The 20,754-nt window shown below is 41.4% G+C and carries 19 protein-coding genes and 1 pseudogene; 12 read left to right on the top strand and 8 right to left on the bottom strand.

All coding sequences use genetic code 11. The features are described 5' to 3' along the window. Positions 1–7: 7 nt before the first annotated feature. Genes VYM24_RS13910 through VYM24_RS13900 form a run of 3 tightly spaced genes read right to left on the bottom strand, consistent with a single transcriptional unit; the run spans position 8 to position 2,721 of the window. Complete coding sequence (locus VYM24_RS13910) at positions 8–865, bottom strand: FecR family protein (RefSeq protein ID WP_330940264.1); 858 nt, start codon at positions 863–865, stop codon at positions 8–10. Continuing rightward, positions 862–1,413 (bottom strand): RNA polymerase sigma-70 factor, encoded by a 552-nt coding sequence (locus VYM24_RS13905; RefSeq protein WP_044265054.1) that lies wholly within the window; start codon positions 1,411–1,413, stop codon positions 862–864. The genes VYM24_RS13910 and VYM24_RS13905 overlap by 4 nt, the downstream gene beginning before the upstream one ends. Before the next feature lie 48 nt (positions 1,414–1,461). Beyond that, entirely contained in the window at positions 1,462–2,721 is a 1,260-nt protein-coding gene (locus tag VYM24_RS13900) for a carboxypeptidase-like regulatory domain-containing protein (RefSeq protein ID WP_044265052.1), read from the bottom strand. A gap of 264 nt (positions 2,722–2,985) precedes the next feature. On the opposite strand from VYM24_RS13900, the gene VYM24_RS13895 reads away from it, so the two are divergent. The 5 genes and pseudogenes from VYM24_RS13895 to VYM24_RS13875 all read left to right on the top strand — a co-directional run bounded on the left by VYM24_RS13895 (position 2,986) and on the right by VYM24_RS13875 (position 9,341). Further along, positions 2,986–3,450 carry an N-acetylmuramoyl-L-alanine amidase gene (locus VYM24_RS13895; protein WP_330940263.1) on the top strand — a complete coding sequence of 155 codons (465 nt, stop codon included), beginning with the start codon at positions 2,986–2,988 and terminating at the stop codon, positions 3,448–3,450. A gap of 330 nt (positions 3,451–3,780) precedes the next feature. Then, positions 3,781–5,346, top strand: coding sequence for an RNA-binding domain-containing protein (locus tag VYM24_RS13890; protein WP_330942253.1), 1,566 nt, complete (start codon positions 3,781–3,783; stop codon positions 5,344–5,346). 48 nt (positions 5,347–5,394) lie between these two features. Beyond that, positions 5,395–5,676 (top strand): annotated as a pseudogene (locus VYM24_RS13885) (hypothetical protein); the annotation flags it as partial. A gap of 19 nt (positions 5,677–5,695) precedes the next feature. After that, positions 5,696–8,959, top strand: a complete 3,264-nt coding sequence (locus tag VYM24_RS13880; RefSeq protein WP_125910782.1) for a DUF3427 domain-containing protein — start codon at positions 5,696–5,698, stop codon at positions 8,957–8,959. Positions 8,960–8,963: 4 nt separating this feature from the next. Beyond that, complete coding sequence (locus tag VYM24_RS13875) at positions 8,964–9,341, top strand: (deoxy)nucleoside triphosphate pyrophosphohydrolase (RefSeq protein WP_291554594.1); 378 nt, start codon at positions 8,964–8,966, stop codon at positions 9,339–9,341. A gap of 177 nt (positions 9,342–9,518) precedes the next feature. Here the strand turns inward: VYM24_RS13875 and dnaK are convergent, their stop codons facing one another. Beyond that, positions 9,519–11,438: a molecular chaperone DnaK gene (gene dnaK / locus VYM24_RS13870; RefSeq protein WP_291554729.1), complete on the bottom strand. Its 1,920-nt coding sequence runs from the start codon at positions 11,436–11,438 to the stop codon at positions 9,519–9,521. Positions 11,439–11,750: 312 nt separating this feature from the next. Between dnaK and VYM24_RS13865 the strand changes: the two genes are divergently transcribed. The 4 genes from VYM24_RS13865 (at position 11,751) to VYM24_RS13850 (ending at position 14,883) form a co-directional block, all read left to right on the top strand. Beyond that, positions 11,751–13,184 carry an MATE family efflux transporter gene (locus VYM24_RS13865; RefSeq protein ID WP_330940262.1) on the top strand — a complete coding sequence of 478 codons (1,434 nt, stop codon included), beginning with the start codon at positions 11,751–11,753 and terminating at the stop codon, positions 13,182–13,184. Further along, positions 13,123–13,698 carry a Crp/Fnr family transcriptional regulator gene (locus VYM24_RS13860; RefSeq protein ID WP_330940261.1) on the top strand — a complete coding sequence of 192 codons (576 nt, stop codon included), beginning with the start codon at positions 13,123–13,125 and terminating at the stop codon, positions 13,696–13,698. Before VYM24_RS13865 ends, VYM24_RS13860 begins: the two co-directional genes overlap by 62 nt. A 225-nt stretch (positions 13,699–13,923) precedes the next feature. Next, a complete protein-coding gene (locus VYM24_RS13855) occupies positions 13,924–14,487 on the top strand; it encodes a Crp/Fnr family transcriptional regulator (protein WP_060408073.1) in 564 nt (187 codons plus the stop codon). A gap of 69 nt (positions 14,488–14,556) precedes the next feature. After that, complete coding sequence (locus VYM24_RS13850) at positions 14,557–14,883, top strand: DMT family transporter (RefSeq protein WP_299096863.1); 327 nt, start codon at positions 14,557–14,559, stop codon at positions 14,881–14,883. A 63-nt stretch (positions 14,884–14,946) separates the two neighbouring features. Here the strand turns inward: VYM24_RS13850 and VYM24_RS13845 are convergent, their stop codons facing one another. Continuing rightward, the gene (locus VYM24_RS13845) at positions 14,947–15,738 is read right to left on the bottom strand and encodes an META domain-containing protein (protein ID WP_007213212.1); all 792 of its coding nucleotides are present in this window, start codon (positions 15,736–15,738) and stop codon (positions 14,947–14,949) included. 205 nt (positions 15,739–15,943) lie between these two features. Between VYM24_RS13845 and VYM24_RS13840 the strand changes: the two genes are divergently transcribed. From VYM24_RS13840 to recA, 3 genes are all read left to right on the top strand, one after another. Continuing rightward, positions 15,944–17,137: a saccharopine dehydrogenase family protein gene (locus VYM24_RS13840; RefSeq protein ID WP_291554721.1), complete on the top strand. Its 1,194-nt coding sequence runs from the start codon at positions 15,944–15,946 to the stop codon at positions 17,135–17,137. Between the two features lie 110 nt (positions 17,138–17,247). After that, positions 17,248–17,694 carry a thioredoxin-dependent thiol peroxidase gene (gene bcp / locus VYM24_RS13835; RefSeq protein WP_299096868.1) on the top strand — a complete coding sequence of 149 codons (447 nt, stop codon included), beginning with the start codon at positions 17,248–17,250 and terminating at the stop codon, positions 17,692–17,694. Between the two features lie 103 nt (positions 17,695–17,797). Next, on the top strand, positions 17,798–18,841 hold the full coding sequence (gene recA, locus VYM24_RS13830; protein WP_291554717.1) for a recombinase RecA: 1,044 nt from the start codon (positions 17,798–17,800) through the stop codon (positions 18,839–18,841). 81 nt (positions 18,842–18,922) lie between these two features. On the opposite strand, the gene VYM24_RS13825 is transcribed toward recA, so the two are convergent. From VYM24_RS13825 to VYM24_RS13815, 3 genes are read right to left on the bottom strand one after another with little or no spacing between them, the layout of a single operon-like run. After that, a complete protein-coding gene (locus tag VYM24_RS13825; RefSeq protein WP_291554714.1) occupies positions 18,923–19,675 on the bottom strand; it encodes a DUF4252 domain-containing protein in 753 nt (250 codons plus the stop codon). 6 nt (positions 19,676–19,681) lie between these two features. Further along, complete coding sequence (locus VYM24_RS13820; protein ID WP_291554712.1) at positions 19,682–20,209, bottom strand: hypothetical protein; 528 nt, start codon at positions 20,207–20,209, stop codon at positions 19,682–19,684. After that, entirely contained in the window at positions 20,190–20,705 is a 516-nt protein-coding gene (locus VYM24_RS13815; protein WP_007213205.1) for an RNA polymerase sigma factor, read from the bottom strand. Before VYM24_RS13815 ends, VYM24_RS13820 begins: the two co-directional genes overlap by 20 nt. Positions 20,706–20,754: the final 49 nt, after the last annotated feature.

Below are 20,754 nucleotides of genomic sequence, written 5' to 3'. Positions count from 1 at the left end.
TAAGTTATCATTCGGATAAAATCAGTTTATCACCTTCACGTGAACATTTCAAACTCAGCGCCCAGCAAATAAGTTCCGCTACTGTTTCGGGGGAATTATTCTCAAATTCAATGGTCAGCTTCCGTTTACTCAGAACCGGTGATGCAGTCCGTATCTGCAAAGCGGAAGCCTCGGCATTTACCACTCGCAGAATATCTTCCAGGCATTCGTCCTTGAAGCGTATATTCTTTGTATATTGTCTGAACTCATCAGAATCTCCTGTCTCACTCAGTTGCAACTGCCGTGCTTGCAAGGTAACGGTTTCCCCTGCATTTACCAGTATACTTTGTCCGCCTTGCTTTAGCGAGACCTTCACTCTGCCCCGCTGCACGGAGAGCCGGAAAGAGTCATCTCCATAACTACGGACATTGAAAGCTGTACCCAACACTTCTATCTGTACCTTTTCCGTTTCAATCAGAAAAGTTTGTTCATGTTTCTTTGCTACATCAAAGAAAGCTTCTCCCTGTAAGTTCACTTCCCGCTTGTCCGTAGCAAAATGTTCGGGATACTTCAGCGTGCTCTCCTGTGCCAGATATACTACAGAACCGTCTTCGAGCGTGGTAACCAACATGGATGCTTCACGATTTTCTTGCGTCACCAGATTGAGGCTTTCAATCTCTCCTCCCGGAACAAACCACAACGCAGATGCCAGATAGACAAAACCGGCAATTACGGCCGCCGCCAATGCTCCCCATTTCAAGAGAAGTTTGCGGTACACTGCCCCGCCCCGCCCTGCTCCGGCGAGCTGGTTATCTTCATCCAAACGGGCATACAACCGTTCCCATGCCTCATCCGTCTTCGTCCTATTTTTATTCACTTCAATCATTTCGTTAGAATATAATTATCAATTTCATTTCGTAAGGTTCGCAGCGCTTTCGTCATCTCAGCCTCTACCGTCTTGACGGACAGAGATAATGAAGAAGCTATCTCCGCATATTTCTTTCCTTCCATACGATGCATTTCAAATATCCGGAGCCTGCGTACAGGCAATTTATCGAGAGTATGACGGATCAGTCCCTGTAACTCTTCATACTCCAACTGCCGGTGAGGATCAGAATCCTGTTCCGCAGCATTTCCCGCCAGTACATATTCGCGATACCGTTCCTTGACTTCCTTATGCTCGCAAAACTGGAGTGCTGCATTTCGTACAGCTTTATATAAATAGCTTTTTACGGACTGGAATATCTGCAAATGTTCCCGGTCCTTCCAAAACGCATAGAACAATTCTTCCACAATTTCCTCAGCAGCTTCCATCTCTCCCGTAATACCTGCGGCATACCAGCAAAGAGGGGAATAGTAACGACGGAAGATTTCCTCAAACGCCTTTATATCGCCCTCTTTTATTTTAGTCAGTATGAACAGCTCATTCAGCATACTCCGGAATTATTGTTGGTCTCCAAATATAAGAAAACTATCTGAAATCTAACGGGATTGCTTTTTCAATTTATTCACAGCATGTTCCAAAGACTCTGTAGGCTCAATAATATTGTATGTCTTCCAGAAATCCTCATTCCAATATTCATCTACCAAATCATAGAACACTTGTTTTTCTTTGAAAGCTTTCTTGCTAGGAATGGCTGCAAAGTCGCTCTTTCTATCTGTTACCACCATTTCGGAAAATACGGTATAGCTGGAAGAGAATAAACGCTTTTTCCAGTCGCACTTGAAACGGATTTCATTCCGTATGTAATTCAGATAAGTTTTTCCATTCTGTTCTTTATACGTCACCAAATAGGAAACTTCCTGTGGCCTGAAACGTAATCCGAGAGGCTTCTTATGAAGAATAGCTTCCACCGCCTTCACCCTGTTTTGCATATCCAGAGAAAATTCCGCACGGGTGAATGCCAGTTTCTCAAAATCAATATAGAGTTTTCCGTAAAACAACGCATACATCAGACTGACTCTGGGGCGAAAACTGACTACATATTGCATACGATTATCCAGATTCACAGGTTCCTCAATATGAAAATCATAATAATTCAGATTTTCCATGCTCAACAATGCATCTCCGTTCTTCACAATATCCAGATAAATAGAAAGATTAGGTCCGCCCACCACTTTTACCGCCAGTGTATCACTGGTTTTCGGGCTCAGCAGGCGACGTCCTTTTTGTAGTTGCACTCTATCATTCGATGGTTCCCGGTCGCTGTACGCAGTTTTAGACACATCTATCACAGCCTCCGATACACTGATATAGCGTCGCCTTTTCTGTACTGTCTCCCGATAAAATGCAGTCAGCAAATTCTTGTCAGCCGAATAGTTCACCGGAATTTTTTTAATCGCCTCTTCCACAAGCCCTCGGGCATTATTGCCAAAGACAACAATCTCACTCAGTAGATTAGGAGCCGGCAGCATCCAGATAGTGAGATCAGATACATCTTCCTTATCCTTCAGAGAAACTTGAGAATTCAAATACCCAATATGTGAAACCTCCAATCCCAGAATAGTCTCCGTGTCCTTTATCTTCAGAGAGAACACACCATCCGCATTCGTAACGGTTCCGATGTTCGTACCGGGAACAGACACATTCACATTCTCCAGTTTTCTCTTATTATCCTTATTTTTCACTATTCCTGTAATAGTGAAATAGTTCCCGGCTTCTTCCTGTGCCCATAAAGGTGAAATACCCAACAGCAAAAATGCCATCAACCACCCAACTGCAATACTAGCTAACTTTTTCATCTTCGTATGATTTTAAAAGGTGAACAATTCTCGTTTTCTACTACTAAGATCGCTCAGAAATGAAAAACCCTATCGGTTTTGGAAGAAAAAGTGAGGAAAATGTTTCCGGCTTAAAATATTTCGAACAGTTATTTTGTCGTCAGATTTATTATAAAAGAATACAAAAAGAGGAAAGAAGTAACTGTTAATATGAACCTTGATCTCTTTCTATTGTTCTCATGTGATTAATAAACAAACTATTCACCTTCAAAACGTTTAACAGCTATGAGAACTGTTCATCTGATAGTTATTCATTGCTCCGCAACAAAGGAGAATGAAACATTAACGGAAATTGAATTGGAAAAGTCGCACCGCCAGCGTGGACTAAATGGTATCGGTTATCATTATTACATTCGGAGAGACGGAAATATTAAGAGCACACGTTCTATTCGAAAACCCGGAGCTCATGCCCAAGGGCATAATCTTGACAGCATCGCTATATGTTACGAAGGTGGTCTTAACCGGCACGGACTTCCCAAAGATACACGCACTCAATGGCAAAAGCACTCCATGATTATTTTACTCAAAACGCTCCTTATTGATTATCCGAACTGTCATATTTGCGGGCATCGTGATTTACCTCAAATTATGGATAACCATTCATTAATAGAACCGGAATCATGGCTGGAAGAATGTCCTTGCTTCGATGCAGCGACTGAATATCATTGCTTACGCTATAGCAATGGCTAGAAGAAACCTAAAGCAAAAAAGAGTCGTAAATCATTGATTTACGACTCTTTTTTTAATATGACAGTCTATTTACTTCACTTCCTCAAAATCAATACATTATCTCTATCAGCAACTTGCGTACACGTGTTGCAAATATAACGCAAATCCGAAAATAAACATTCATAAGCAACACACGCTCTTGTTCACAAAAGTACGATTTTTATTCATAAATAACGAGATGTAAACGCATAAAAATCAAAAGAAAGCGATGTTTTTAACAGATTCTTCGGTTTTATCCTTACCTTTGTAAATGATATTGGGGTGATATACCCGAACAACAATAAGAAAACGATGCAGATACATAACAATACATTGATAGCTGAATGCTCAGCTTACAATTTCAAGGAAATGTTGGAGCGCAAAAAAGTGAAGTCATGGCTCAAATCCGTGTCGGCTTTTGCCAATACGGATGGTGGTAGTTTATTCTATGGAGTAAACGATGACGGAATAATTGTAGGTTTGGAAAACCTGCAAGCCGATGCCGACTTTATCAGCGAAACAAACAAGGCGAGGCTTGATCCTGTACCGGAAATACAGCTTATCCCGATAGAATATGAAGGACGTACCATGCTTGAAGTAAAAGTGAAAACTGGAACGCTGACGCCTTATTACTACTATCAAGACGGAACACGTACCGCATATGTACGAGTCGGCAATGAAAGTGTAGAATGTAATTCGCAACAACTCCTTTCGTTAGTATTGAAAGGAACACACATGACATGGGATTCACTTCCTACTCAAGTGGATGCCAGCAAGCATTCTTTCGTTATCCTTGCCAATACTTTCCGTGAGCAAACCCATCAGGAATGGAACGACAAATATTTGGAATCATTCGGCTTGGTCACATCAGACGGTAAACTTACCAATGCCGGATTGCTATTTGTAGATAATTGCACCGTATTCCAATCACGTATCTTCTGTACCCGTTGGACTGGACTACATAAGGATGATGCTATCAGTTCCGTAGAACATCGGGCCAACCTTGTATTACTCTTAAAATATGGGATGGACTTTATCAAGAATTACACCATGAGCGGATGGGTAAAAATGCCAAACTATCGCCTTAACCTACCCGATTATTCCGACCGTGCTATCTTTGAAGGATTGGTAAACCATCTTATTCATAGAGATTACACAATAATGGGCGGTGAGGTACATATCGGCATTTATGACGACCGAGTAGAATTAGTGTCACCCGGTGCGATGCTTGACGGTACGCAAATTCAGGACAGAGACATATACAGCGTTCCTTCTTTACGCCGCAATCCTGTCATTGCCGATATGTTTACCCAGCTTGACTATATGGAAAAACGCGGTTCTGGTCTACGTAAGATGCGTGAACTGACAGAGAAACTACCGAACTTTCTGTTTGGCAAAGAGCCACATTACAAAACAGAAGCATCTTCTTTCTTCACGACTTTTTATAATCTGAATTGGAGCAAGAATGGTAAAATCCCTGTGGAAGAAGTAGCCAACAGAGTAAATAGTACTCTCGAAAAGTATCCTATAAATGAAGAAAAGTTCGGTGAAAAACAAGAAAGTTCGGTGAAAACCTTCGGTGTAAACGACAATAGTTCGGAGAAGAGGTTCGGAGAGGTCTCTAAAAGTTCGGAGAGAAGGTTCGGAGAGGCTTCGGATAAACCTAAGAACATAAATAAAACTGCACAGAAAATTATCGATTTCGTCATTTCTGACCCTTCTATATCAGCCGAAACTATGGCTTATAAAATAGGCATAAGCTCTCGTGCCGTAGAAAAGCAAATCGCAAAGTTGCGTTCTATGGGTATATTGTCTCGTGAAGGTGCGGATTTTGGTGGATATTGGCGCATTGTTATTAATCCTCAAACTAAAAAATAAGCATATGAGAATACCTTTCGAACCACTCTGTGCCATAATAGCCGTCCCGCTTTCACAGAACATGACTTAGTACTTCTGCCCTCAATAAGAATTCAGCCCCAAGATACATGCAGCCAGCAAGAACTTATGTACTTTGTTTGCTCTGCTTTTTTCAATATAGGCAAGAAACGCAATGATATTGTGAGCTTCTCATATCAAGTTTTTCCTCTCTATTTTCCTGCAGGAGAAAGTGCATTAGCAGAAACGGTGCCAGGATTAGAAAAGGTAAGGGATAGAAGGGAAAAAATAACAATTCCAAGTAAGCTTATTGGGATTCGTATTAAAATATAATTCAATATAAAGTTGTTTTTTGATATATATTTTAGAAAAATATCAATTTAGAAATCTGAGATTTACTCTTGAAGTGTTAAAACAAAAAACAAAGACAATGCTGATGAAATTAGGAATATACGAGCAAATTATCAATCAATTGTTTGAAAAGAAAATTTCTTCAATTGACCAAACTCGTTTCTATATAGGGGAACGAACTATTGAAAAGAATGAAGTAGCAAAAATGCTCTCTATGCACCTAAGTGGCATCTTCGAACAAATGCTAATGGATGTGGTTGAGACAGTTACTGACATAGAGGAAAATGAAGAAGCTGCAAAAACACACGCCTTAAAAAAAAGCATTGATTTGACCAATGCCATTATTGGTAAACTGGTAAAAGATTTTCATTTAGAATCAGGAAATTTTGTGTCGGCGCAAGCCAAGATTCTAACAGCAGTTATCGACAAGACGCAGTCTGATTATCCCAATTTAGCTAAACGGTTAAAAGAGATAATGCCTATTAAGGGGCTCGTAAATGGAGAACTATTTACTGGCAAAGGCGTCAAATTGTATACAGAACTACAGAAGGAAATATGTTCCGCTAACGAAATCCGCCTGATGGTATCGTTCATCAAAAAACGTGGTCTTGCATTACTACTACCACAACTGAAGGAATTTACCTACAGAGGAGGTTTGCTAAAGGTAATAACTACTACTTACATGAAGGCTACTGATTTTGAAGCAGTAAAGCAGTTAGCAGCCCTAAAGAATACTGAAATCAAAATAACTTACGACGAAACATCAGAGCGCCTACATGCAAAAGCTTATGTTTTTCTGCGTGAAACTGGTTTCAATACAGCCTATATAGGCTCGTCAAATATGTCTGAGCAGGCTCTTGATACAGGTGCAGAGTGGAACGTTAAAGTAACTCAAATGGAACAACCTCGTATGATGAAAACCATCATGGGAGCTTTTGATGCTTCATGGTGGGCTGAAGGTTATGATACTTTTGTAAATGGTGAAGATGATATACGACTAAAAGCTGCCCTTGACGAAAATTCGGATAACGAAATTGACTTTAATGTACTTCAATTGATACGTCCGTTTGACTACCAACAAGAAATATTGGAAAACTTACAGATGGAGCGCGAAGTGAGAGGGCACTGGCGGAATCTTGTAATAGCTGCAACAGGTACAGGTAAGACAGTGATAGCGGCAAGCGATTATAAGATATTTGCTAATAGCCACGAACGTGCACGTTTGTTGTTTGTGGCCCATCGTGAAGAAATCCTCAGACAAAGTATACGGACATTCCAACAAGTGCTTTGTGATTACAACTTTGGTGAGAAATGGTATGGAGGCAAAGAACCAACCAATTATGAACATGTGTTTGCTTCCAAGGATACGTTAAACAATCGCTTGGATGATTTGTATCTACCAGAAGACTATTATGACTATATTGTCATTGACGAAGTACACCACGTAGCTGCAGGCTCTTATCGAAAAATTATAGATTATTTCAAACCAAAGATACTCTTAGGATTGACTGCAACACCAGAGCGAATGGATGGTTATGATATTACACAGGAGTTTGATGGAACTATATCTGCGGAAATTCGCCTTGACGATGCATTGAATAAGGGACTATTAGCCCCGTTCCATTATTACGGAATAACGGATTCAGTGGACTATTCAGAAGTGACATGGAACAGGGGGCAATATGTTGCATCAGAGCTCTCGCGTATATATACATATAATGATGCTCGTACTGGTGTTATATTGAAATCTCTAGAAACATACCTAACTATATCCAATATCAGTAATGTTAGAGCATTATGCTTCTGTGTTGACCAGGAACATGCCAAATATATGGCAGCAAAATTTACGCTATGTGGATTGAAAGCAGATGTACTGACTAGCGAAAATGCTCAGATGCGTGCAATACTATACAAGAGATTAAAGAACAAGAAGATCAATTACTTGTTTGTAGTAGATATGTTCAATGAGGGAGTAGATATTCCTGAAGTAGATACCATTTTATTCCTTCGTCCAACAGAGAGTCTCACTGTGTTTATTCAACAGTTCGGGCGCGGTCTGCGTAAGGCAGAAGGAAAGACTCATGTGGATATTTTTGATTATATTGGAAACTGTCGTTCCGAGTTCAATTACACAAACCGCATGCGTGCGATAATCGGGCGAACATCAATGAGTGTTGAGGAAGAAATGGAACGCAACTGTCCCCATTTACCCTTAGGATGTAAAATTTCACTTGAGCCAAAGGCCAAGGAATATATTATAAGAAACATCAAGGGGGCAATAAAACGATTTACTACACAACATATCATTGCATTAGTACAAAATTTTGAGAGACATCATTCTGTACCGCTTACACTTACCAATTTTATCAGGATATATCAGATTCCCTTAAATAAATTATATCGTGACAGGACATGGAATCAACTTTTATGTGAGACTGGAATAGAGCATCAACAATCCCGATTCAATGCTGAACTACGCCGTGCCGTACTTCGTAAATGGTTAGCTACAGATTCGTATAGCTATCTAAGTTTTATTAAGAATCTGGTGCAGAAAGATTTTAAGGTAAAGGTGGATATGCTAACTCCTGTCGACCAAAAACGTCTGTTAATGTTCTATTATGATTTGTTTGAAAATGCAGGATATTTTAACAATCTTCAGAAAATGGTGGATGAACTTGCAACCGACCATTACCTCTGTATAGAACTTAAAGAAATAATAACACTGCTACTTCAAAGAAACAAAGCATATGAAAAAACGGATAATTCAATGTTGCCTAATTTCCCATTGAAATTACATGGAGTATATACAAAAGCTCAAATTCAAGTAGCCATAGGAACATCTACACTTGAAAGAAAATCTCCATCTCGCGAAGGAGTAGAACGCAACAAAAAATTGAAATTGGAAGCGATGTTTGTCGATATTATTAAAAATCGCGAAGAAGGATCTACAACAGATTATGACGACAAAGCACTTTCTCCCTACTTGTTTCAATGGGATACACAGAATCGTGTGAAACCAGAATCCAATGAAGGAAAAGCATATATCAACCAAACGCGAACAATGCTTTTGTTCATTCGCGAACAGAAAAACTTTGCGGAAGACAAATCACGCACAATGGGATATGTCTATTTGGGACGTGTTACACTGAATAAATGGGAGTACAAAAACTTAGGTACTCGAAAGCAGATGCAAATAGTGTGGAATATGATTGAACCAATTCCTGGTAGTGTAATGCTTTTTGCAAGAATGAAGGAAATTGCATAATATTATGAAGAAAATAGAAGTTGTTGCTGCCATCATCTCTAAGGGAGACAAGATTCTTGCCACGCAAAGAGGATATGGAGAATGGAAAGATTGGTGGGAATTTCCTGGCGGAAAAATAGAGGCTACAGAAACTCCCGAGACTGCATTGATACGTGAAATTCGTGAAGAGCTATCAGCAGATATAAGCGTGAATAATTTTCTATATACTGTGGAATATGACTATCCCTCATTCCACTTTACAATGCACTGCTATTTTTGCTCTCTATTAACAGATGTTTGGAGTCTAAACGAGCATAAAGCTGCATGTTGGCTTTCAAAAGAAGAATTAGATAATGTAAAATGGCTGCCTGCTGATTTACAAATTCTTCCAATATTAAAATAGATAGAGTAAGTTTATAGTTAACAATCTTGTAATTGTACAGCAAAGCAATTTGAAATAAGAGATAAAAAAGCCCATAGAAGACACATAGCAACCATGAACCCCATAAATACAAAAAGCGTGCAACTCATTGAGCTGCACGCTTTTGCTTATTGCTTATTATCTGTTTCCTTATCGGAATCATTTGACTTCCTCGAAATCTGCATCCTGCACATTATCACCATGCTTACCGCTATCCTGAGCACCGCCAGCTTGTCCGGCATTCGTATCAGGACCAGCCTGTGCACCACCTTGAGCACCACTTTGTGCATACATTTCAGCACTTGCAGCCTGGAATGCAGTATTCAATTCTGCCATAGCAGTATCAACAGCAGCCAAATCCTGTGCTTTATGAGCATCTTTCAGTTTCTGCAAAGCAGCTTCAATCGGAACTTTCTTATCAGCCGGCAACTTGTCGCCCAACTCCTTCAACTGATTTTCAGTAGTGAAGATCATTGAGTCAGCCTGATTCAGCTTGTCAATCTTTTCACGCTCTTTCTTATCAGCTTCAGCATTAGCTTCAGCCTCAGCTTTCATCTTTTCAATTTCTTCTTTACTCAAACCGCTGGAAGCCTCGATACGAATGGCTTGTTCCTTACCGGTAGCCTTATCCTTAGCAGACACCTTCAAGATACCGTTAGCATCAATATCGAACGTAACCTCAATCTGAGGAACACCGCGACGAGCCGGAGCAATACCTGACAGATTAAACTGACCGATTGACTTATTCTGAGCAGCCATCGGACGCTCGCCTTGCAATACGTGGATCGTTACTTCGCTCTGGTTATCAGCAGCAGTAGAGAATGTTTCGCTCTTCTTGCACGGAATAGTAGTGTTAGCATCAATCAACTTTGTCATTACACCACCCAGAGTTTCGATACCCATAGACAGCGGAGTAACATCCAGCAATACCACACCCTTGATTTCATCCGTCAACACAGCACCTTGTACGGCAGCACCTACGGCTACTACTTCATCCGGATTCACACCTTTAGAAGGAGCTTTACCGAAGAAATCCTCAACCAATTTCTGTACGGCCGGTATACGTGAAGAACCACCTACAAGGATTACCTCATCAATATCAGCATTGTTCAAACCAGCATCAGACATAGCCTTCTTACACGGTTCCAGACAAGCCTGAATCAAAGTGTGAGCCAGAGCTTCGAACTTAGCACGAGTCAAAGTCTTCACCAAGTGCTTAGGCACACCACCTACCGGCATAATGTACGGCAAGTTGATTTCAGTACTTGTAGAAGAAGACAATTCAATCTTAGCTTTTTCAGCAGCTTCCTTCAGACGTTGCATAGCCATCGGATCCTGAGTCAGGTCAGCGCCTTCGTCATTCTTGAATTCATCTACCAACCAAGTGATGATTACCTGGTCGAAGTCATCACCACCAAGGTGAGTATCACCGTTTGTTGACAATACTTCGAATACACCGCCACCGAATTCCAGGATAGAGATATCGAATGTACCACCACCAAGGTCGAATACGGCAACCTTCATATCTTTGTTCGCTTTATCGATACCGTAAGCCAAAGCAGCAGCTGTCGGTTCGTTTACGATACGCTTCACTTCCAGACCGGCAATCTGACCGGCTTCTTTTGTAGCCTGACGTTGAGAATCAGAGAAGTAAGCCGGAACAGTAATAACTGCTTCCGTAATTTCTTGTCCCAAATAGTCCTCAGCGGTCTTCTTCATTTTCTGAAGAATCATAGCTGAAATTTCTTGCGGAGTATACAGACGTCCGTCGATATCTACACGCGGCATGTTGTTATCACCCTTTACAACCTTATATGGCATACGGGCAACTTCTTTCTGTACCTGATCCCAAGTTTCACCCATGAAACGTTTGATTGAAGATACGGTTCTTGTCGGGTTCGTGATAGCCTGACGTTTTGCAGGGTCACCCACTTTACGCTCACCACCGTCAACGAATGCTACGATAGACGGAGTAGTGCGTTTTCCTTCACTGTTTGCAATTACTACAGGTTCGTTACCTTCAAATACAGCAACGCAAGAGTTTGTAGTTCCTAAGTCAATACCAATAATTTTTCCCATGATCTTTAATATTTTATTTGTTATTATTCAAGTTTCGGTCGCCTGCATCAGCAGCAGACGCCAATAAAAAGACAAACGTCGTGCCAAAATGTTCAGGGAGGTTGTAATTTTATAGGTTGGCAGAAAGGCTGTCAGTTTGGCAGAATTCTTCTTTGTTTTTCTGTCGAAAATTACCATTTGTTAATCGCCCTCCCACATAAAAGCAGTAATTTTGCCAACGAAAAAGCAGAGAGTACAAGCTACGAGTGCCTTTCGGCATCATAGCGCAGCCACTCGTAACTCGTAGCTTGTAGCTCGTAACTAAATATAATTATGGAAAGAGATAGCATTGATTTTAAAAACACAGACATCGCGGCATTGTTCCGCAAATTATTACTCCCTACTGTACTGGGAATGATATTTTCCGCATTATTTGTCATTACGGATGGAATATTCGTAGGAAAAGGTATTGGCAGTGATGCACTTGCAGCAGTAAATATAGTGGCGCCATTATGGTTATTCTCTACGGGCATCGGACTGATGTTTGGTGTAGGAGCATCTGTTGTAGCCTCCATCCACTTGTCACATGGAAAAGTAAAAGCTGCCCGCATCAATATTACTCAGTCTATAGTTGTATCTTCATTGTTGTTGATAGGTACCTCCACGCTACTCTGTTCGTTCGCCCCACAGGTAGTACATCTATTGGGCGGTTCCGAGCGTTTGACTCCACTGGCTGTAGAATATATGGTATGGTTTGTCCCGTTCTCGGTGTTTACCGCCCTGCTTAACTCAGGAATGTTCTTCCTGCGTCTGGACGGATCACCCAACTTTGCCATGATGTGCAACGTAGTAGCTGCCATCTTGAATATCATTCTCGATTACCTGTTCATCTTTCCTTTCGGTTGGGGCATGTTCGGTGCAGCTATTGCCAGTGCCATCGGTACTACGGTGGGAGCATTGATGATAATCATCTACCTCTCCCGCCACAAATGCGCTCTACGCTTTTACCCCGTAAAATTCACTCGCAAAAGTATGCGACTGACTCGTCGCAATATAGGTTATATGTGCCGGCTAGGGTCTTCTGCTTTTCTGTGTGAAGTAGCTATTGCCTGCATGATGTTTGTCGGAAACATCGTGTTTATACATTATTTACAAGAAGAAGGTGTAGCTGCATTCAGCATTGCATGTTACTTCTTCCCTATCATATTTATGGTGTACAACGCCATTGCACAATCCGCTCAACCCATTATCAGCTACAATCACGGACTTCATGAAGAAACCCGTGTACGTCGTGCCTATTTATTGGCGCTGAAAACAGCCATCGGCTGTGGTACTGTCTTCGCTCTGGTCACCATCTTCTTCAGTTCAGAGATTGTTTCCATGTTCATCGACCGCAGTTATCCGGCCTATGAAATAGCCAGCAAAGGACTTCCTCTATATGCCACCGGCTTTATTTTCTTCGCTGTCAATATCGTTTCCATCGGATATTTTCAAAGTGTGGAACGGGCTCGTTATGCCACTATCATTACCCTGTTGCGTGGTTTCGTCCTGCTGACAGCGTGCTTCTTCGGACTCCCCCTACTCTTTGGTAATCCGGGTATCTGGTTGGCAACCCCTCTGGCTGAGCTACTGACCACCCTTTTCATACTTACTATTTATATAAAAGCAAAAAGAAAGCACAAAAAAAATATAGTATCTTTGCAGCATGGAAATGATGATAAAGAAATTCTGCCAAAGATACAGAGTCCCGGAAAAAAGCCTGCATGAACTTTTGTCACACATGACAGAATATCATTTCGGTAAAGGGGAATCCATTGTGAAAGAAGGAGAACGTAACAGTAACTTCTACATCTTGAAAAAGGGTATTTGGCGTGCTTATTATATGATAGACGGTACTGAAAGTTCCCTTTGGTTTGCCGGAACAGGAGAAATAGCTTTTTCCTCCTGGGGGTATGTCAATAATGAAGCTTCACAAGTGAATATTGAATCTGTGAATGAAAGTATTGCCTATGGTATTGCCAAACCGGATTTAGAAGAACTCTTCAATAGTTCTATAGAGTTATCCAACTTTGGCCGAAAAATCTTTGAACAGGAAATTTTATTCATTGATAGCTACACATTGGCATACGGCACTCCAAGTGCCAAAGAGCGTTATCTGACCCTAATGGAAGAGAATCCGGAACTGTTGCAATATGTTCCGTTAAAACATTTAGCATCGTATTTATATATTACACCACAGTCTTTGAGCAGAATACGGGCAGGACTGAAGAGAAGGAAATAAATCATCCCAATATATCCATTCCCTTTTCAGAATCTACTGTTTCACAATCTGTCAGCTCCGTATCTGCTCCGTACCAGCTCCGTACCAAGCCTATAACTATAACTATGAAGATGGTACGGAGCAGATACGGAGGTGGTACGGAGATAGCACGGAGATGCTACGGAGATAGTACGGAGATAATGCCGTGCAAATGCCATAAGAAAGATACATAACACAGTACCCAATATGGATTTAGATCAGATTATCGATAATATAGGAAAGCTGCCGGAGCCGTCAAAGAATGCGCTGAAGGAGATCATTTCTGAAGTCACTCACCCAAAAGGACATATCCTATTCAGGGCGGACAAGGTAGAAACCAAAGTATACTTCATAAAGAAAGGCATTGTACGTGCCTATACCGAGTTAGCTGACAACGAAATAACATTTTGGTTCGGACGCGAAGGCGATACGGTGGTATCCATGAAAAGCTATGTATCCAACCAAAGAGGCTATGAGAATATAGAACTCCTGGAAGAATGTGAACTATATGAAGTAAGGAAACGAGCCTTACATGAATTATTCAGCAAGGATATACACATCGCCAACTGGGGAAGAGAATTTGCAGAAAAGGAATTGCTCAAAACAGAAGAAAGATTTATCGGCCGACAGTTCAAGACATCCTTGGAACGTTATAGAGACCTGATGAATCATACTCCGGATCTTTTGCAAAGAGTACAATTAGGCTATATCGCTTCCTATCTTGGTATTACACAGGTCAGTTTAAGCCGTATTCGGGCTAAATTCAGATAAATCACTTTTTATCATTTGTTAAATAAGAAGTCAAACCAATTCATGAACTTTGCACAAAAAATAAAAGTTATGAGTTGGATATATTTAATTGTGGCCGGATTGTTCGAAGTAGCGTTTACATCGTGTATGGGTAAGGTTAAAGAAACAACCGGCAGTGAAATGTACTGGTGGTTCACCGGTTTCATTATTTCTATGAGTATCAGCATGTTTTTGCTGATAAAGGCAACGCAAGCCCTGCCTATTGGTACAGCTTATGCTGTATGGACAGGGATAGGTGCGGTAGGAACCGTATTGGCGGGCATACTGATTTTCAAGGAACCTGCTACTATATGGAGGTTATTTTTTATTGCAACGCTGATAGGTTCGATTATCGGTTTGAAAGTAGTATCTCATTAAAGCAAAAAACAGGATGCCAATTGATATTGACATCCTGTTTTTCTATATTCTGAATTACCTGGATTATTTCTTTACCAGTACCATCACCAGTGTATTATCCGCATCATAAAGTCCGATGCCACCACCGGCCAGTTTACCGAAAGACTTCACTTCATTCAATGCTTTCATCACACGGCCTTCTACTTCCATATCCGGACAAGCCATCATAGTGCTGATAAGTTGCGGGAAAGAAATTGCAGAACTGTTCTCGTTGTCTGCAACAAATCCGCCATTAATAAGATTACAACCGGCATTGCCGTGTATTCTCTTTTCAGAAAGATTGAACTCAATAAACGGTTGTTTCTCCATACCTTCGGGAATGGACTGACCACCGGCTTCGGAAATAATCCACTTACCACTCAAGTCTGATAGTTTCACTGTAGGAGCTTTCTTTTGTAATACAATAATAGGACGATTGGATGAACCGCACAAAGCGATGTTCTCCTTACCTAACTTTTTATACTTCTTCACTTGTCCCAAAGCAGACAACACGTTTTGTTCCAGCGTCATATCCGGACAAGCCATACGCGTACTTGCCATAGCTCCGAGATCAATTGTACCGGGTTTAGCGTTCACATCGAACGAACCCATCATACGATTACAACCACTATTACCGAATACTTTTCCGGTATTCGTATCAAAACCGATAAAAGGGAATTCCTGATTGGGAGCAGGCACTACGGCAGCACCATTTATTTCAATAATATTCCATTCACCATTGATGGAAGATAATGTCGCAGCATCTTTGGAAGAGCGACAAGATGACAGAGCAATCAAAGCTCCTGCCATACAAAGAGAAACTATTACTTTCTTCATTGCTATTCGTTGTTTAAGTTAATTTTCGCGGGGCAAATATATACAAAATAACCCAAAAACAAGCAGTTTGTTTAGAAATAGAAGCTTTTTATAAAAAGTATTTAGCAGGATTTTAATGTTTATCTGCGAATTAAATCCTATATTTGCTCACCAATAAAAAAAGGATAATTTATAATTTGTAACTCGTAATTTGTTATTAAAAGAAATGGGTAAAGTTCTTATTATCGGTGCAGGCGGTGTAGGTACCGTCGTTGCGCACAAGGTGGCTCAAAATCCGGATGTATTCACTGAGATCATGATTGCCAGCCGCACAAAGTCCAAATGCGACGCTATCGTAAAAGCAATCGGTAACCCCAACATCCAAACCGCACAGGTAGATGCCGACAATGTGGATGAACTGGTTGCTCTCTTTAATAGCTTCAAACCCGAAATCGTCATAAACGTAGCACTTCCCTATCAGGATCTTACCATTATGGAAGCTTGTCTTAAAAGCGGAGTCAACTATCTGGACACTGCCAACTATGAGCCGAAAGATGTGGCTCACTTTGAATACAGCTGGCAATGGGCATATAAGAAACGTTTTGAGGATGCCGGACTGACCGCCATTCTTGGTTGCGGTTTCGATCCGGGGGTAAGTGGTATTTATACTGCATATGCTGCCAAACATTATTTCGATGAAATGCAATATCTGGATATTGTAGATTGCAACGCAGGTAATCATCATAAGGCATTTGCAACGAACTTCAATCCGGAAATCAATATTCGTGAAATCACGCAGAACGGACGTTACTATGAGAATGGCCAATGGGTAACAACCCAACCGTTGGAAATCCATAAGGACCTGACTTATCCGAATATCGGACCTCGTGATTCCTATCTGTTATATCACGAAGAATTAGAATCTTTGGTGAAAAACTTCCCTACCATCAAGCGTGCACGTTTCTGGATGACTTTCGGTCAGGAATACCTGACTCACCTGCGAGTAATCCAGAACATCGGTATGGCACGTATCGATGAAGTGGATTACAATGGGATGAAAATCGTCCCGCTGCAATTCCTGAAAGCCGTATTGCCTAACCCGCAAGATCTGGGCGAAAATTATGAAGGAGAAACTTCCATTGGCTGCCGTATCCGGGGATTAAAAGACGGTAAAGAACGCACCTACTACGTTTACAATAATTGTAGCCACCAGGAAGCCTATAAGGAAACAGGTATGCAGGGTGTAAGCTATACAACAGGGGTTCCCGCCATGATAGGTGCCATGATGTTCCTCAAAGGATTGTGGAAGAAACCGGGAGTATGGAATGTGGAAGAGTTTAATCCGGACCCGTTCATGGAACAGTTGAACAAACAGGGATTGCCTTGGCATGAAGTGTTTGATAAAGATTTGGAAGTATAAACTAAATGAAGAACTAAAAATGAAGAATGAAGAATTTAGCTGCGCGGTAAAAGCATACCGAAAGGAAATTCTTCATTCTTAATTCTTCATTCTTAATTTAATTATAGATTATGCAAGTTGGAGATAAAGCGCCCGAAGTATTGGGCATCAATGAAAAAGGCGAAGCAATCCGCCTCAGCGATTATAAAGGAAAGAAGATAGTTCTTTATTTCTATCCCAAAGATATGACTTCAGGATGTACGGCACAAGCCTGCAACCTGCGCGATAATTATTCAGAATTACGTAAGGCCGGCTACGAAGTGATTGGCGTAAGTGTAGACAATGAAAAGTCGCACCAGAAATTTATTGAGAAAAACAACTTACCTTTCCCGCTAATTGCAGATACGGATAAGAAACTCGTGGAGCAATTCGGTGTTTGGGGAGAAAAAAGTATGTACGGACGTAAATATATGGGAACCTTCCGCACCACTTTCATTATCAATGAAGAAGGAGTGATAGAGAGAATCATCACCCCCAAGGAGGTGAAAACCAAAGACCACGCCGCACAAATATTATAAGTACACAAGGAAATTAGTTAACGAATTGAGAAGGAGACAGCAAGGTCATTCCTTGTCAACTAATACCTGGTCAACTCGTCAACTCTAAATAACAGAAAGCAATATGGCAAAGAAAGACGAACTTATTTTTGAAAACGAAAATGGCGGCAAGATGGCATCCAGCGAGAAGTTGAAAGCCCTGCAAGCCGCTATGGACAAGATAGAAAAGAGCTTTGGCAAGGGTTCTATCATGAAAATGGGCGACGGCATCGTCGAACAAGTAGAAGTAATCCCCACCGGCTCTATCGGACTAAACGTAGCGCTTGGTGTCGGCGGTTATCCGCGTGGACGTATCATCGAGATTTACGGTCCGGAATCATCCGGTAAAACAACTCTGGCCATCCACGCCATTGCCGAAGCACAAAAGGCCGGTGGCATTGCGGCATTCATCGATGCAGAACATGCCTTCGACCGTTTCTATGCTGCCAAACTGGGTGTAGACGTAGATAATCTCTTCATTTCCCAACCGGACAACGGTGAACAAGCATTGGAAATTGCAGAACAGTTGATTCGCTCCTCAGCTATCGACATCATTGTTATTGACTCCGTAGCCGCCTTAACTCCAAAAGCGGAAATAGAAGGTGATATGGGCGAGAACAAAGTAGGTCTGCAAGCCCGACTCATGTCGCAGGCATTGCGTAAGCTAACCGGTACCGTCAGCAAGACACGCACTACTTGTATCTTCATCAATCAGTTGCGTGAGAAGATCGGTGTCATGTTCGGTAATCCCGAAACAACGACCGGTGGTAATGCGCTGAAATTCTATGCATCCGTACGTATCGACATCCGCGGAAGCCAAGCCATAAAAAATGGTGAAGAAGTTCTTGGCAAGCAAACTAAAGTAAAAGTTGTAAAGAACAAAGTGGCTCCTCCTTTCCGTCGCGCTGAATTCGACATCATGTTCGGTGAAGGAATCTCACGTGCCGGTGAAATCATCGACTTGGGTGCAGAATTGGGTATCATCAAGAAAAGCGGCTCTTGGTTCAGCTACAACGACACTAAAATAGCCCAAGGGCGTGACGCAGCCAAGCAGGTTATCCTTGATAATCCGGAACTGGCAGAGGAATTAGAAGGACTTATTTTCGAAGCATTAAAGAAAGACAAATAAGCAAACTTTCTCTCATAATAAAGGGGAACCGGAATCGGTTCCCCTTTTCAACAAACTATTTACACCTATCAGCAGGATATCCTATTCCAGGTTTTCTAAACGCTCTTCCAGCATCTCCATGCTCTCTTCAAAACGTTTCCAGGAATCGGCATCCATCTGTTTCTTCAGATATTCGCTATCCTTTAGTTTACTTAAGTCTTTCAAACTTTTCAATCCCTTTAAACTTTCCAGGCTCTTCAGGCTTTCCAGACTCTTCAATCCTTCTAATCCTCGCAAGTCCTCCAATCTTTTTAAATCCTCCCAATTGCTAGCATTCGCCAAGTCAATATTGCCATCAATGCGGTAAACATTCCCTCCCGCATTCATACTGGTATTTTGATACATCATGATATTCTGAATATCTTTCAAAGTCATTTCTCCTTCCAGATAAACGAACTTCAAGTTAGCAGCGCCGTCTATAATCATAATCAGTTCCTTCACCTTATCTCCTTTCCTGTTAATATAGAATTCGGAACTGGAGACATTCCCCTTCTGCTTCATCAACAGCTCATATTTGGACGACTGTACCAGTGCACGCAAATCTTTCCGCAAATCCTTCTTGATATTATTATCCATTGTAGAAACAATCTGTACACTTTCCAGCTTACCGGATACTTTCCCAATATAGATATCCTTCGTGAAAAGATTGGGGTTCATTTCAATCATCGCTTTTGAGATATAAACAGAGGAAACCCCTTTCATATCATTATACGTATTGAATATATTTTTCTGCGCCTGGCAGAGCAGGGGGAGCATCAACAGCACACCTGCCAATAAAATTTTGTTGAGTTTCATAATCGTTTATCTTTGCATTTCTTTTTTTACTTCCTGATTCACTTTTTTCATATCCAATTGAGTTTCCTTCACCTGGGCAATGCCTTGGTTCAAATTGGTGGAAACTTCAATCAAAGTGGCTTGCAAAACCTGATAAGCTTCTTCCGGATCAGAGAATGTATCCTGCGGTGTGGGCGGACATACATCTTTTCCCAGATTTTCCACGCCATATCCGATGCCTATAATTACCAGTATGGTTGCTGCAACACTCCCAATCCAGCGCCAGTTACGTCTGGATTTGTTAGGGCGGAAGAAGCGTTGTTCTTCTTCAGCCTTTTCATCAATCAGCCGGCTCAGTTTATCCCCCAAGCCCGCAGGAACTTCCACATCTCTATCTGCACCCTGGTTAAGGCTAAGAAAAATTTCTTTATCCTTTTGCAGATGTTCGGGCACTTCCGTTGTTCTGAAATAATCTCTCAACGCCTCTTCCTGGCTCTCGGTAGTGTTCCCCTCATAAAACTCGGCGAGCAGCCTTTCAATTTCCTCGACTTTCATAGTTATTCCATTTATTAAATTCCTCACGTATTCTTTTCCTCGCCCGGGACAGCAGTACACGGATATTTGTAGAGTTCAACCCGGTCACTTGTTCTATCTCTTCGTAAGAACAGCCTTTGACATCACGCAGGTTTACAATCCGCTGCTGCTGTTCGGGCAAGTGGGCTATGATATCTTTTACTTGCCTTACTTCGTCACGTACCTCCAGATTATCAGCTTGAGAAATATCCTGTACAGCAGTCAATTCCACAGTTTGCCTGGATAAGACATACTTCCCTGAACGAAGTAAATCAAAGCACATATTCTTTACCAAAGTGACACTGAACGCTTCCGGGTTGCTGATAACCATCAATCCTTCCCGCTTATCCCATAGCTTCAGATAGGCTTCCTGAACCAAGTCCTCCGCATCTGCCGCATTCTCAAGCAGCCGATAGGCTACACTGTACAGCTTGCGGTGGTAGGGCAGAAACTCATTTTTAAAACTTTCAGCATCCATGGGCTTTTTCTGTATCTCAATCCTGTTTATTGGTTGTATCTATTGATTA

Origin of the sequence: Bacteroides sp. MSB163, from assembly GCF_036416795.1 — a bacterium.
Taxonomy (GTDB): Bacteria; Bacteroidota; Bacteroidia; order Bacteroidales; family Bacteroidaceae; genus Bacteroides; species Bacteroides maternus.
Note: the sequence above shows the minus strand (reverse complement) of the source record. Positions and strands in the feature narration are given on the sequence as shown.